A 14,506-nucleotide genomic window follows, 5' to 3' on the forward strand; every position below is an offset into this window, starting at 1 on the left:
TTGAAGGTAAGGACTTGTAACAAAATATATGATGTACGGTTATGAATAATTCTTTTAGACCAAATGATTTTTAAAACTACAAAGTGATTCGACTTGAATTTGAAAATTAAAAATTTATTACACTATCCAATGCCTCATCAGCTTCCTTATGGATAAAATTCGCTTGATAGTTCAAAGTAGTTTTTAAATCGCTGTGGCGATAGAGTTTTTGAAGCATTAAGGGATGAATCTTGTCTCCGGCAATATTCCCAAAAGTGTGACGTGCAATATGATTTGAAAGGGGTTTGTCTATTTCGCAAAGTCTAGCGATTCTTCGAAGGTATTTATTGAAAAGCTTTGTAGCATTTCTTGTTTTTACAAAAACCGCTTTGGTGTCTTTGGGATTGACATCCTTTAGAAAGGGAAACACATAGCCATTATTCAATTCTTTGTCATTCGTATATAAATTCAAAATGGCCTGCGCTTTATATGGGATTTTTAAACTTACCGGTTTAGAGTTCTTGTTCATTACATAGAACAAGCGATTATCTTTGAAATCACTCCATTTAATCTGCACAACATCTGAAATACGTATTCCGGCAAAATAAAAAGACATTAACCATACATTTCGGGTGTGCCAAATAGAAGTTCCTGGTTCTAATTCCAATTGTTCGATGCTTTCAACTTCTTTGATCGTAAGACCGATTTTATGACCTGAGCCAATCCTTATTTTTTCCTTGTCACCAGCAAAGGGGTAATATTTAGATGGAACTATGTCGTCTCTTATAGCCACGTTGAACAAAGTACGGATGAAGATAAGTTGATTGGTTATGGTTCGTTCTTTATGCCCTAAATAAATAGTACAAAAATTCTTGAACCTTTCAAGAAAACGTTCATTGATATCTTGAAATCTAAGTAACGGTTTGTTTTTGAAATAAAGTACCGAATCATAAAAGTCGGTTTCCGATTTGCGTCCATCACTTATGCGTTTTTTTCTCCGTCTTTTGATACCCTCAATGATTTCATCTTTCTTCAAGGAACGTTTAAGGTTTAAAAATTCATCGATATTGAAAAGAATTGACATTTCAGCCTTGGCAACAGAAATGGTTCCCCTATCGTATTTATCCTTTATACGTTCAGCAGCTAGCACAAAAAAAGGTTTTTCCCCTTCCACTCCTTTCAACTTTTGCAGGGCTTGTTTTGGAGTTAGGCTTTCTTTCTTCAAATCAAAATAAATATCATTGGCCTCTATCAACTTTTTCATAAGAAAGTTGTTCAACTTTTTATAATTGGGATGTGACCTTTTGACCGTAGAAGCAGTTTTATCCCAATCTTTTTCAAGAATATACTGGCCCAAAAACCGATAACTTGTTCTGTAATTATCGCTTACTCGCAATGCAAGTGGTGCTGAACCGTCCTTTCTTTCCTTATTTTTCCGCCGAACAATCTTAATACTGGCCATAACTATCCTCTTTAATCCTTAATAAATGTACAACTTTAAACAAAAAAAGGGGTACAGAATAGGTACAGAATAAATTGATTTTAAATGGAATTATTCGGTATTATTTAACATTTAAAAAAATATAATTAATTAATTTTCAATTATTTAAATATTTATTGATGTATAAATTATGAAGCTCATAACCCGAAGGTCGCTGGTTCGAGTCCAGTCCCCGCTACTACAAAGCTCCTTGAAATTTCAAGGAGCTTTTTTTGTTTTGCACACAACCGATTCCCACTTCGATTTCGAATGACTTTCCCTAACCAGTTTCATTCCTAGCCATTACCTTTGCCCCTTAATAAAACACGCTTGAAGAACACTACGCAACCCACCAACAAAAAAGCCCTGTTATCACTTGCTATCGGTGGCTTTGGCATAGGCCTTACCGAGTTCGTTATTATGGGGATTCTACCCAATATTGCCGATTCCTTGGACATATCCATCCCCAAAGCAGGTCATTTTATCGCTATCTATGCCCTTGGAGTGGTGATTGGGGGACCGTTCATGGCACGGATCACCACCCATTTAAATCCGAAAAAGACATTGTTGTTCTTGATGCTATGGTTCACCGTGTTCAATACCTTATCGGCCTTCTCGGGCAACTATTGGGTAATGATGCTGTTCCGATTTTTATCGGGCATGCCCCATGGGGCGTTTTTTGGTATTGGTGCCGTGGTGTCGGGCTATTTGGCAAGGCCCGGAAAGGCGGCCCAAGCAATGGCCGTAATGTTCTCGGGCTTGACGGTTGCCAATATTTTAGGTGTGCCATTGGGCACCTATATCGGCCAAGAAATCCATTGGAGCTACTCCTTTATATTGGTAGGATTTGCTGGAATCGCCACCTTATCCAGTCTTTATTTTTGGATGCCCAAAGAGAATCTGGAAAGTATTGATGATACTGAAGGCGCAAATCCCTCTCCCGGGTTGAAAAACAAAAAATTATGGGCACTTATCGCATTGACCACCATAGGGTCGGGAGGTTTCTTTGCCTGGTACAGTTACATTGCCCCGCTGGTTATTTCGGTGACCATATTGCCCGAATCCTACGTAGGGTATGTCATGATTGTAGCGGGCTGTGGTATGTTCTTGGGCAATTTTTTGGGCGCACGCATGGTAGAAATCTTTAATCCGGTCAGGTCGGTGGTCATCAGTATGCTTTCCATGACGACCGTACTGATACTGAATTCCATTCTCGCGGAATATACCATTGCTGTATTTGTGCTGAGCTTTATTGTTGGCGTGATTACCTTTTCGATAACCGCACCCATTCAAATTGCTATTATCCGGGCGGCCAAAGGTGCCGAAAAACTGGGTTCCTCGATGAACCAAAGTGCCTTTAATATGGGCAATGCTTCCGGAGCCTATTTTGGAGGGTTGCCCATGGTTTTTGGCTTAGGGGTGAATTACTCCAGTGTGGTAGGAGGTTGTTTGGCGTTTATAGGGGCCTGTATCGGAATCTCGATACTCTACACACAAAAAAGAAAAGCTTAGACAGCATGCACCACCGCTATCCCGCTTTTGTTTAGTAGTTTTACGACTATCAAACTTGTATTATTTTGAGAAGTTTCATTTTTCTTTTACTAAGCCTTGGCCTTCTTGGTCAAGATGTTCCAACCATTAAAAAAAGCACGCATCAAAACACTTTTGATAACTTGGTGTTTGTTGATGAATTCGAGGGGGATGGAAGGCCCGACCCTAGCAAATGGCACCATCAAGTGATACCCCCGAATAATGGAAGTTGGCACAATGATGAACTACAACATTATACCAACAGGGAAGAAAACTCCATTGTCAACAAAGGCACCCTCAAAATAAGGGCGCTTAAGGAACCTTATGCATATCAAGGAAGTCAAAAGAAATATACTTCGGCCCGGATGAACGCAAAATTTGCCTTTACGTATGGACGTGTGGAGGTACGGGCCAAATTACCCAGATCGGCCGGGACTTGGCCAGCCATTTGGACGCTGGGCGCCAATGTGGACGAAACCGGAAATTACTTCGATGACCAGTATGGCAGTGTGGGATGGCCACTTTCTGGAGAAATCGATATTATGGAGCAAACCGGTTGGGACAAAGACAGTACTATTTCCCATTTCCATTGGGGCGACTTGAACACAAAGGTCTACAAAGAAATTGGAGGAGAAACAAAAGTAGCGAATGCTTCTTCCGAATTCCATGTGTATGCCATGGAGTGGAGCAGTGAGAGCATCAAAACTTATGTGGACGATACGTTGGTATACGAATTGCCCAATTCCAATGACAAACCGTTCAACCATCCGCACTATTTGATTCTGAACATTGCCATGGGCGGTAACCTTGGTGGGGAAGTCCCAGCAGATTTTACCGAAGGGACCCTCGAAATCGATTATGTGAGAATCTATCAGTAACTAATCGGCATAGATTCATCATCTCTCGGGTAGACTAAGTAAAAAGTGGTGTCCTTTACTGGCCCAATTCCCTCGCCTCGAAGAAAACCAGTTCCTGTTGCCTACATTGTGCTGTAGCCTCTATGGGATTGCAGCATACTTCGCAATCTTCTACGTAGGTCTGTTCGGGAATGGAAGTATCGAGCAAAAAAGATATTTCTTCCCAACAGTACGGACATTGGAAAAAATGCTCGAACATATCTAAAATTCTACATTCAGCAATTGACCACTCACTTGAAGCATTTGAAGCTCGGCCAATTTCGCATTGTATTTGGCCTGACTCTTGGCCAATTCAGCGTTCAAAAGGTTCAACTGGGCCTGCCTAAATTCAATGGAGGTCACCTGCCCCAATTTATAACGCTCGTCAGTACGTTTAAAGTTGTTCTGGTTGGTCTGCAGGTTTTTTTCTTGAACTTCCAACACATATAGGGCATTGGTATAACTGTCCCATGCGTTTCGTATATCGCGTTCCACCTCCAATTGGATTTGCTTTTTGGCAATCTCCTGATTTTGGTAGGCTATCTTGGCGTTTTTTATCCCCGTAATGGTCGTACCACCGTCAAACAGGTTCCAAGTAAGGTTTATGGCTCCAGTGACCCCAGTTGATGTATTCTGTAGTACGAATGCCAATGGACTATTGTTGTTGGATTCGTTCCAACCATAGGTTCCGGTCAGGCCGATGGTAGGTAAAAATCCACTACGCGCTACCCTGATATCATATCGCCCCATATTGATGTTCTTTTCGGCAATCTGGAGCCTCACATTGTTCATCTGGGCCTCGTTGTACATATTTTCCATTTGAAGTCCCGGAACAAAGGTAACCGTAGTATCAGCTTCAAATTGGGCGGAAAGGTCACGGTTCAGAATCAAATTCAGGTCCCGCATCGTATTTCGGAGCTGCTGTCTGGAATTCAATAGATTGATGCTATCCGTATTGATGTCCACTTCGGCATTCAGTACGTCCAACCCGGTATTTTGTCCAAACTCAAATTGATATTGGGCCCTTTTGAGCCTATCCTTTGAAATCTCCAAGGCCTGTTCCAAGGTATTCGTGTTTTCGGTGAGGCGTGCCGCCTCGTAGTACACGGTAAACAATTGGAGAATGGTGGTCTCGATTGTTTGCCTAACCTCCAACTCGGATTGCTCCGAGCGTTCTTGAAAACTTTTGTAGTTATAGTACCTTCCAAGGCCATCAAATAAGGTGTAGTTCACGTTCACCGCTGCGCTGTACCTGCGCGTCTCGGCTCCTTCTGCACTCCTTACATCACCGTTGGCCAAGATACCTTCGGAGTTCTGCTTGTCGATACTTCCGCTGGCATTGCCGGAAACTGTGGGCAGATAACCTGAATTTAGGATACCCGCATTGTTCTCATCGATGGTTTTGGTATTTCGGGCCACCTGAATGTCCAAGTTGTTTTCCAATACCAAATCAATGGCCTCCTCCTTGGTCAACACCTCTTCTTGGGCGTAGGCCAATGAACCAAAAAACAATAAAATCAAGGGTAGTCTATAAAAAAAGCTTCTCATTATGTGGTCTCTTCTACAACTTTTGAGGTTTCTTCTCTGTTTTTTGACACATTTGAGCTCTCAGTTCCGTTTAAGTGAACCATGCCAGATTGCATCTCTTCTTCTTCGTGCTGTTCCCGAATGGCGCGTTCCACTTCCTCTGGCGTAACCTCTTCTCCGGTCCAAAGTCGTTTTGCCAATACTTTTACGTTGTTTCCAAAGGAAAGTAGCAATGGGAGCATGAGCAGGGTCAGCACTGTGGCAAAACCGATCCCATAGGCAATGGAAATGGCCATAGGTTTAAGGAACTGGGCCTGACGACTTTTTTCCAATAGTAAGGGTGCCAAACCGGCAATAGTGGTTACCGATGTCAAAAAGATAGCCCTAAAACGGGACTTTCCTGCTTCGTATATGGCTTCGTCAAACTTCATTCCATTACGCAGATTGATATTGAATTTACCGATCAGTACCAATCCATCATTCACCATAATACCGATCAAGGCAATGATTCCCAACATAGAAAGTACATTGATCGGGAATCCGTGTATATAGTGTCCCCATGCCACTGCCGTTAAACTAAAGGGCACCATAAAAATCAACAATAAAGGTTGACTGATACTTCTAAAAGTGAAGGATATGACAATAAAAATCAGGAATAAAACGATTGGACCCACAAACCCTAGGGATCCTATCAATTTATTGGCTTCCCGGTTCTGTCCCTCGTACGAAGGGGTGATGGATGGGTATTTGGCCAAAATATCAGGCAACACTTCATTTCGTATCCATAACATGGCATCGGTTCCACTGGTGGTTTCTGGGTCGGTCAAATCAGAAGAAACTTGTATTTCCCTTCTTCCTTCCAAGTGGTTAATGGCTACATCTCCCCTTTCTATAGTGTAGGTTGCAATTTCCTTTAAAGGAATTCGGTCACCGCTGGGAGCCAAAATCCGCATTTCGTCCAAGTCGGAAATGGATGATCTATTTTCACGATTATAGCGCACCCAAACCCGTATTTCATCCTGTCCCCTTTGGAAACGTTGCGCCTGAGCACCAAAGAATCCACCCCGAACTTGGTTCATGACCGTTCTGAGGTCGAGCCCCAGCAAGTAAGCGTTCTCTTTGAGCTGTAATCGTATTTCCTTGATTCCCGCAGGGTCGTTATCGGTAACATCCTTTAGATTGGCGTTGGCTTCCATGGCTTGTTTCAGCTCGGTTTTGGCCGCCTTCAATTCGGCAATATTGTTGCCCAAAAGGGAGACCGAAACCGGACTTCCCCCAAAGTTCCCTCCGGAACCGTAGATCAAGCTTTCCACTCCGATGACCGGGCCTACCAGCTCGCGCAGTCGTGTGGTCACCATATCGGCACGGATGCCATCGGGGCGTTCCTCACCTGGCAATAGATTGATTTCCAGAGTGGCATTGGATGCACCCGGACCTAAATTTTTGATCATGTTGACAAATAGCATTTTGTCCATGCCCTGCAGATATTCGTCCGTAAGTTCTTGATTTACAATATGTGCCTTATCTTGAATGAGACTGATAATGGAATCGGTCACTTTTTCATTGGTACCGTTGGGCATCGTTAAGTTGATGGATACCTGATCACTGGCAATCCGTGGGAAAAAGGCCGTTCTGATAATCCCTCCGCTTATGGAACCCAAGGTGAGGGCCAATGCCATGAAGAACAGGGCAAAAGTGAGGAATTTGTAGTTTAACATAAACCGCAGGGCAGGACTGTATAAATTGTCCCGCATGTAGTTCATGATCCTGTCCCCAATTTTATTGATGACGCGCAGCTGGGCAAATACTTTTCCTATGGTTGTCTTTGGTTTAGTCGTTTGGGGGCGGAGCGCTTTGGAATGCGCCAAGTGTGCCGGGAGTATGATCAATGCTTCTACCAACGATACCACCAGCGTCAGAATCACGATTACCGAGACCTCCCCGAAGAATTCCCCGATACGGCTATCCAAGAACAAGAATATGGAAAAGGCCAATATAGTGGTGATGATAGCGGAAATAATGGGCGGTATCACTTCCATGGTGCCATCCAAAGCAGCTTGCACGGGTGATTTCCCATCTTCATAATGTTGATAGATATTTTCTGCGATCACAATACCATCATCCACCAAAATACCGATAACAATGATCATCCCGAAGAGGGAAAGCACATTGATGGTAACGTTGAACATGGGTGCGAAAACAAACATTCCCAAAAAGGCAATCGGAAGTCCAAAGGCCACCCAAAATGCCAACCTCGTATTCAAGAAAAGGGATAGGAACACCAAAACCAAGATCATCCCTACAATGGCGTTCTCCGTCAATAATTGGGTTCGCTGGGTCAATGTCGTGGAGCGGTCGTCGATGACATCCAATCGTACATTGGTATATTTTTCGTTGAACTCCTCGATATATTGCCTCACATTTTCGGCGGAGCCCATTAAGTCTTCGGTGTTGGTACTGGTGATGGTGATGTTCACCGCAAGCTCCCCATTAAAATAGGAAGCGTTGGGAGTTTCCGAAAAACGGTCCCTGATGACGGCAACATCCTTTAATCGCACGGCACGGCCGGCAGCATCTCCCCTAACGATGATGTTGGAAAGTTCGTCCCCATAATAGGAGCGGTTGTTGGCCCTGATCAGATATTCCTCGGTTACGGTCTTGATATTACCTCCAGTGACCAAGATATTGGCATTGGAAACGGCCTGCGCCACATCGGCAAAGGATAGGTTGTAAGCCAAAAGACTGTTTTCATCAACAGCGATTTCAATTTCTTCGTCGGGATACCCATCAATTTGAATCTGGGAAATCCCATCGATAGCCCTAAGGTCGTTTTCGATTTGACGGGCTATTTGCTTTAAAGTGACCAACGGAATGTCCTTACCGCTGACGGCAAAACTAATTGTTGGCCTTACCGGTTCCTGTTTGGCCACAATCAAAGGTTCCATCCCTGTTGGGAAGGTGGGCACCCGATCCACCGCATTTTTGACCTCCAACAGCATAAAATCAACATTTCGCTCCTTTTCGATTTCCACGTTGATGGTACCGCTATTTTCCCTAGAGGTAGAGGTTACACGTTCTACACCTTCCAAACCTTTAAGGTTGTCCTCTATCTTGAGAACAATACCTTCTTCGATTTCTTGGGGGGATGCCCCGGGATAGGTAATGGAAATGGTAATGTTACGGGCCTCGTTCAGCGGAAAGAAGGACGATTTTAAGGAAAGAATCCCAACAATACCAAAGACAAAAAATGCCAAGATAAAGACATTTACTGCCATGTGGTATTTAATAAAATACGAGATGAGCTTTCTCATAGCTTACGATATTAGGATTTACTTTCGTCAAAGGTGCGCACCAACATACCGGCGTATGCACCTGTCATGGGTTTTGCCACGATGACTTCGCCATCGGGAACGTTCTTGAGCACTACAGTCTTATCGGTGAAGAAAACTGGTTGAACATCCATAAGGTCCAGAATAGAATCCCGAACCACAAAAATCTGGTTGTTTTCCAATAATAGCGATCGGTTGACCTCAATGGCATCGGTCTCTTCCTTGGCCTCAAGATTGGCTTCCAAATATTGACCTTCTTTCAAGTCGTCACCACTAACTTCGATGTAGACCATAATAGTCTGGGAGTTCTGGTCCACCCTACTGTTCACCCGGGTAACCTCTCCCATGTAGGTTTGGGTCTTTTCCAAATTTGTCAGCTCTACCTTTTTCCCTACGCGTAAAAAATCCCCATAGGTTTTACTTACGGATACTTCCAGTTCGTACAGGCCTGTATCGATGAACTCGCCAAGCTTCTGCCCCGAACGAATCAATGTTCCCTCGGTAACCAATGCTTCGGTCAACACACCGCTAAAAGGCGCTGTAATGGTATATTTGGTGAGACGCTGCTCCAAATTTTTCACATTGTAATAGGTCGTAATGATTTCCCTCCCCGTAATAAAGAATTTCTCCTTTTCCGAATCCATGGAAGGTAATTCCGGAGTGGTCTTGTCCAAATCAAAACTATTGAGGTATTGTTGCCATTTGGGGTAGATTTCCGGGTAGTCCAACCTCAAGTCGGGCATAATGGAGGTCAACAAATTGTACAGATTGCTTTTGGCGGATTGTACGGTTGCGTAGTATTCGCTGGCATCGATTCGGATAAGCGTTTGTCCTGCGCTGTATGCTTGTCCAGTACGGAACAATTTGCTGCCAGGCCTAAACACACCCTGTACCTCAGAGAAAAGTTCCAACCTTTTTTTGGCCTGCAGATTACCATTGGCCGGAACCCGAATGGGTACGGTGGTATTTTTAACGGTATCTACAAAAACGGTCTTTACGATTTTTTGTGATGGCGGTCTTCTGTTATCCTTGCTGTCTGCAATAAGTCCAGCGAAATACAGGGAGGCGAAGATGATAATGCCTCCAACAACTGCCGATATGATGAGCTTTCGCATGCGTAAGTTGGTTTAATCTGTGCAAATCTATTCCCTTCGATTTTTACAATGGTTAAATATTTCCTAAAATACGTTGTAAACCCGGTCAAATACAAAAAGGGGACCCCAAACGGCATCCCCAACCAAACAAACTAAAGTAATAACTAACTACTCGTTTTCGTTCTCGTCCTCAAATTTGGTATCTGCCATTCGAGTCCGATCTATATTGATTTCCTTGAATTTAGGGCTCAATGACTTATCATCGGTGTCAAAAACAAGGAATTGCTTCGAATCCATCCCTTGCAGAGCATTGAACGAATCAAAACGGTTATTTTGAAGTTGTAAAATTTGCAAGCTTGCCAATTGACCAAATTCTGCCGGAATCTCACCACCCAAACGATTGTTGGACAATACCAATTCCTTGAGTTGAACCAAGTTTCCAATTTCCGATGGTATCTGGCCCTCCAACATATTTTCAAAAAGTCCAAGCGCTTCCAATTTGGATAGGTTCCCGATTGAACTTGGGATAATTCCCTTTAGATTGTTGCTGGAAAGGTTGAGTTCTTTTAGATTTTTGAGCTCTCCAAAGCTTTCTGGTATAGGACCGCTCAAAAAATTATTGAACATGGAAAAGATTTCCAATTCCTTGCAATTGCCAACTTCCGTAGGAATGGCGCCTTTAATTCTGTTCATTTCCAAACGGAGCACTTTTAGTTTTTCCAATTTGACAATATCCTTTGGAAGTACGCCCGTAATTTGGTTGAATGCAAGATTAAGCGTGGTCAAATGCCTTAAATTTCCGATGCTTTCCGGAAGCACACCGCTTAAATTATTCATAAACAATGTTATCCCGGTCACATGGCCATCTTGGACCTCTATCCCCTTCCAAGTATTGGCAGGGGCTTCCAAATCCCAAGAAGTATTCCATTCAGGGCCATTGGTGCTATTGTATAGGTCCACCAAAGCAGCTTTTTCTTCGGGGGAAACCTGTCCACTGGCAAAAGATATACCGATGGAAAACAGCAAGCAAAAGAAAAATGGGGTTACTTTTTTCATCTTTCCTGTTTAGTTGTAAGGAATTTACTTACAAAGTAATAAAAATGAGAAACATCCTACAACTTTAATCGATGAACTTACACCCTAATGTTGTGAATCCTATAAAATATGTGGTGAAAAGGTTGGAGCATTGATTAATTCAATGCTTCCAGCTCATGGGATAGGCTCTCCCAATCTTCCATTAGGGATTCCAATTCCTTCTTTTTTCCTTCGTAGTTATCAAAAAAGTTGGGCTTTGCAATGGTGGCATCGTAATCCATCAGCAAATCATGGTCAATATCAGCAATTTGTTTTTCGAGCTGGGATATCCTCTTTTCTACCCCGCTCAACTTATTCTTAAGGGATTTTTGCTTCTTTTGGACATGATACTCGTTCTCCTTCGGTTTTTCTTCGGACTTGGTTGCCTCTTTTTTTGCATCGCCCTTTTCCACACTTCGGAAGTCTTCCATTTTCCGTTGCTCCAGATAAAAGTCAATATCGCCCAAATATTCCTTGATGCCTCCATCCTTAAATTCATATACCCTATCGGTTAATCCTTGGAGAAAATCACGGTCGTGGGAGACCAAAATCAAGGTTCCCTCGAAATTTTGGAGTGCTTGCTTCAATACATTTTTGGATTTGATGTCCAAATGGTTGGTAGGTTCGTCCATTACGAGCACATTAAAGGGCTGCAACAACATTTTGGCCAGTGCCAAGCGGTTTCGTTCCCCACCTGACAGAACCTTTACGTACTTATCCACCTCATCGCCCCTAAAAAGAAAAGAACCGAGAATATCCCTTACCCTACTTCGATTGGTCTCGTTGGCCGCATCAATCATGGTATCCAAAATGGTCTTATTGCCATCCAAATACTCGGCTTGGTTCTGGGCAAAATAGCCCAATTGCACATTATGGCCCATTTTTAGATTGCCCTGATAATCCAGTTCGCCCACCATAATTTTGGCCAAGGTGGTCTTTCCCTGCCCGTTCTGACCCACAAAGGCCGTTTTGCTGCCTCTATCCACCATAAGGTCGATATCTTCCAGCACTTTTTTGGGGCCATAACTTTTGGAGATGCCATTAAGTTCCGCAACCACCTTACCTGGAGTGACCGATACGGGGAAGCGCACATTCATCACGCTATTGTCCTCCTCATCCACTTCGATGCGGTCCATTTTGTCCAGTTTTTTGATCAAGGACTGCGCCATGGAAGCCTTACTGGATTTGGCCCGGAACTTTTCAATCAGCCGTTCGGTCTGCTGTATCTGTTTCTCTTGGTTTTTCTGTGCGCTCAATTGTTGCTCCTTGATTTCTTGGCGGTGCACCAAAAATTGGGAGTAGGGTTTATTGTAATCGTAAATCCTTCCCAATGAAATTTCGATGGTACGGTTGGTGACATTGTCCAAGAACATTTTATCGTGGGAAACGATTACCACCGCTCCCGTAAAATTGCGAAGGAATTGCTCCAACCAAATGATGGACTCAATATCCAAGTGGTTGGTAGGCTCATCCAGCAGCAACACATCATTGTTTTGCAATAGCAGTTTGGCCAGCTCTATCCGCATACGCCATCCTCCCGAAAATGTATCGGTGAGCTTATTGAAGTCCTCCCTTTTGAATCCTAGACCCAGAAGCACTTTTTCGGTATCACCTTGATAGTTGTAGCCACCTAAAATTTCATAACGATGGGTCACATCGTTCAGGTCTACCATGAGTTGATGGTACCCGTCACTTTCATAATCGGTGCGCTCTGCCAAGGCGGTATTGATCTCGTCCAATTTCAGTTCCATCTCCTTGATCTCAGAGAACGCTTGATAGGATTCTTCAAGTACGGTCCGGCCCTCTTCAAAATCGATATCCTGCTTCAGAAAGCCAATCCTGATGTTCTTTTCGGTGGCAATAGCTCCTTCATCCAAGGGCATTTCCTTGGCCAGCAATTTGAGCATGGTAGATTTACCCGCACCGTTCTTCCCGATAAGGCCTACGCGGTCGCCCCCGTTGAGACGGAAGGATATTTCCTCGAACAGGTATTCGCCCCCAAAGGCTACGGAAAGATTGTGAACATTTAGCATTTTTATGTGACCTTGATTACAAAACTTTAATTGGCGAATGTATACTTTTGTACAAAAGCCGTGCAAATGTTAAAAAAAGGAACCAAAATGTACAGTATTTTAACAGGAAACTGTCCAAGATGCCATGAGGAGAGCATGTATGAAAATTCCAACCCGTATGCGTTGTCCAAGATTTTTAAGATGAACGAGAGATGCTCCCATTGCGGTTTGAAGTACAAAATAGAGCCTTCTTTTTTCTACGGCGCCATGTACGTGAGCTATGGGGTGGGGATTGCCTTTGCAGTGGCCGCTTTTGTGATTTCCTTTTTGTTCTTGGGCGCATCACTACCGACCGCCTTTATTGCCATTGTAGGTACGTTGGTGGTTTTTATGCCCGTCATTATCCGACTTTCCCGAAATATTTGGATCAACTTTTTTGTAAAGTACGACCCTTCTTCCGTCAAAAAGCACGAAGCCGTCGCCAAAGGCTAAACCGCATAGTATTTTTTGGTGAATCGTTGGATGTCCATTTCGGGATCTAATTCCCTGTCATTTTCAATATAATCGAAAAGTTGGCGCGAAGCATAGGGCCCAATAAGCACTCCTCGGGAACCAAATCCATTTAGGACATATAGATTTTGATGCTCTGGATGCCTACCCACCAAGGGCCGACGGTCCACCACCGTAGGACGAATTCCTGCAACATGGTCTACAACCTCAAAATCGCATTGCAAAAACGTTCGTAGCTTTTCCAAGAGTTCGTTCTTGGAGGCTTCGGTGGGTTCGTTGGTCTTATCCTTCCATTTGTAAGTGGCACCCACCAAATAGCGGTCGTTCTCCATGGGAATGGTAAACACTGAGGATTTGATCACATGCTGCTCTTGGTAATCCGTAGCATGGATGACCAGCAACTCCCCTTTGGTTCCGTTCAAGGGCAAGTATCCAAAATAAGGGTCTTGTTTCAGGCCATATCCACAGGCAAAAACTATTTTTTTGGCGACGGTTCCTTTATAGGTGACACTATCTTCTTCAATAGAAAAGGCATCATAATCAAAAGACTCCTTTATAAATTTCCCTGCTTGCTCCAAGTAGTTTTTGTAGGCACTTACCATGGCATGGGTATCTACTCTGCCTGTATGTTTTACTTCGCCAAAACCGTGCAAAGCATCAATGGCGGGATTGGTGTTCGGATGTATGTTGGTGGACAAAAAGTAATCCAGACCGGGACGGTCGGCGGCCTCAAACCAAAGGTTTTGTTCTTCGACCGAGGCAAACTTGCGCCACACCGGAAGGTCATAATCTACTTTCACCCCAAGTTTCTCCTCTAAATTTTGATAAAACGGTTTGACCAGTTCCAATTGTTGTTTGGCCTTCCAAGCTAGGGTAAATCTTTTTAAAATAACGGGATTGTACAAGCCTCCAGCGACCAAGGAGGCCCTTTGGGAATCGTCGGCAATTACGGTAAAGCTTTTGCCTTCACTTTCCAATACTTCGCAGAACGAAATTCCTGCCAAACCCAGACCTACTACGATATAATCCAACATACCGCAAAATTAGGCATCTGTTTGATTTATTCTGCCCGTTG

The 14,506-nt window shown here is 43.5% G+C and carries 11 protein-coding genes; 3 read left to right on the plus strand and 8 right to left on the minus strand.

Translation table 11 applies throughout. The annotated features are described in order from the left end of the window. Positions 1-106 precede the first annotated feature (106 nt). Positions 107-1,441 (minus strand): tyrosine-type recombinase/integrase, encoded by a 1,335-nt coding sequence (locus ABNE31_RS00400; protein WP_252080641.1) that lies wholly within the window; start codon positions 1,439-1,441, stop codon positions 107-109. Positions 1,442-1,789: 348 nt separating this feature from the next. Between ABNE31_RS00400 and ABNE31_RS00405 the strand changes: the two genes are divergently transcribed. Both ABNE31_RS00405 and ABNE31_RS00410 read left to right on the plus strand, forming a co-directional pair. Then, positions 1,790-2,971: an MFS transporter gene (locus ABNE31_RS00405; protein ID WP_349351955.1), complete on the plus strand. Its 1,182-nt coding sequence runs from the start codon at positions 1,790-1,792 to the stop codon at positions 2,969-2,971. A 65-nt stretch (positions 2,972-3,036) separates the two neighbouring features. Next, positions 3,037-3,867, plus strand: coding sequence for a glycoside hydrolase family 16 protein (locus ABNE31_RS00410; protein WP_349351956.1), 831 nt, complete (start codon positions 3,037-3,039; stop codon positions 3,865-3,867). A 55-nt stretch (positions 3,868-3,922) separates the two neighbouring features. Here ABNE31_RS00410 and ABNE31_RS00415 read toward each other — a convergent pair whose 3' ends face one another. The 6 genes from ABNE31_RS00415 to ABNE31_RS00440 all read right to left on the minus strand — a co-directional run bounded on the left by ABNE31_RS00415 (position 3,923) and on the right by ABNE31_RS00440 (position 12,942). Beyond that, positions 3,923-4,105, minus strand: coding sequence for a CPXCG motif-containing cysteine-rich protein (locus ABNE31_RS00415; protein WP_179385680.1), 183 nt, complete (start codon positions 4,103-4,105; stop codon positions 3,923-3,925). Between the two features lie 2 nt (positions 4,106-4,107). After that, complete coding sequence (locus tag ABNE31_RS00420) at positions 4,108-5,433, minus strand: TolC family protein (protein ID WP_293286996.1); 1,326 nt, start codon at positions 5,431-5,433, stop codon at positions 4,108-4,110. Next, a complete protein-coding gene (locus ABNE31_RS00425; protein WP_349351957.1) occupies positions 5,433-8,723 on the minus strand; it encodes an efflux RND transporter permease subunit in 3,291 nt (1,096 codons plus the stop codon). Before ABNE31_RS00425 ends, ABNE31_RS00420 begins: the two co-directional genes overlap by 1 nt. 11 nt (positions 8,724-8,734) lie before the next feature. After that, positions 8,735-9,856, minus strand: coding sequence for an HlyD family efflux transporter periplasmic adaptor subunit (locus ABNE31_RS00430; RefSeq protein WP_349351958.1), 1,122 nt, complete (start codon positions 9,854-9,856; stop codon positions 8,735-8,737). A 147-nt stretch (positions 9,857-10,003) separates the two neighbouring features. Further along, complete coding sequence (locus ABNE31_RS00435; RefSeq protein WP_306012326.1) at positions 10,004-10,891, minus strand: leucine-rich repeat domain-containing protein; 888 nt, start codon at positions 10,889-10,891, stop codon at positions 10,004-10,006. Between the two features lie 134 nt (positions 10,892-11,025). Then, a complete protein-coding gene (locus tag ABNE31_RS00440; RefSeq protein ID WP_349351959.1) occupies positions 11,026-12,942 on the minus strand; it encodes an ABC-F family ATP-binding cassette domain-containing protein in 1,917 nt (638 codons plus the stop codon). A 66-nt stretch (positions 12,943-13,008) separates the two neighbouring features. Between ABNE31_RS00440 and ABNE31_RS00445 the strand changes: the two genes are divergently transcribed. Further along, positions 13,009-13,413: a DUF983 domain-containing protein gene (locus tag ABNE31_RS00445; protein WP_293280330.1), complete on the plus strand. Its 405-nt coding sequence runs from the start codon at positions 13,009-13,011 to the stop codon at positions 13,411-13,413. Here the strand turns inward: ABNE31_RS00445 and ABNE31_RS00450 are convergent. Beyond that, positions 13,410-14,465, minus strand: a complete 1,056-nt coding sequence (locus ABNE31_RS00450; RefSeq protein WP_349351960.1) for an FAD-dependent oxidoreductase — start codon at positions 14,463-14,465, stop codon at positions 13,410-13,412. The genes ABNE31_RS00445 and ABNE31_RS00450 overlap by 4 nt on opposite strands. Positions 14,466-14,506 lie beyond the last annotated feature (41 nt).

Origin of the sequence: Flagellimonas sp. MMG031, assembly GCF_040112705.1 — a bacterium.
In the GTDB taxonomy this organism is placed as follows: domain Bacteria; phylum Bacteroidota; class Bacteroidia; order Flavobacteriales; family Flavobacteriaceae; genus Flagellimonas.

Excerpts from the sequence above, each read along its gene's own strand:
- ABNE31_RS00420 (WP_293286996.1), bottom strand. The coding sequence starts at position 5,433 with ATGAGAAGCTTTTTTTATAGACTACCCTTGATTTTATTGTTTTTTGGT.
- ABNE31_RS00440 (WP_349351959.1), bottom strand. The coding sequence starts at position 12,942 with ATGCTAAATGTTCACAATCTTTCCGTAGCCTTTGGGGGCGAATACCTG.
- ABNE31_RS00425 (WP_349351957.1), bottom strand. The coding sequence starts at position 8,723 with ATGAGAAAGCTCATCTCGTATTTTATTAAATACCACATGGCAGTAAAT.
- ABNE31_RS00430 (WP_349351958.1), bottom strand. The coding sequence starts at position 9,856 with ATGCGAAAGCTCATCATATCGGCAGTTGTTGGAGGCATTATCATCTTC.
- ABNE31_RS00445 (WP_293280330.1), top strand. The coding sequence starts at position 13,009 with ATGTTAAAAAAAGGAACCAAAATGTACAGTATTTTAACAGGAAACTGT.
- ABNE31_RS00415 (WP_179385680.1), bottom strand. The coding sequence starts at position 4,105 with ATGTTCGAGCATTTTTTCCAATGTCCGTACTGTTGGGAAGAAATATCT.
- ABNE31_RS00400 (WP_252080641.1), bottom strand. The coding sequence starts at position 1,441 with ATGGCCAGTATTAAGATTGTTCGGCGGAAAAATAAGGAAAGAAAGGAC.
- ABNE31_RS00435 (WP_306012326.1), bottom strand. The coding sequence starts at position 10,891 with ATGAAAAAAGTAACCCCATTTTTCTTTTGCTTGCTGTTTTCCATCGGT.
- ABNE31_RS00450 (WP_349351960.1), bottom strand. The coding sequence starts at position 14,465 with ATGTTGGATTATATCGTAGTAGGTCTGGGTTTGGCAGGAATTTCGTTC.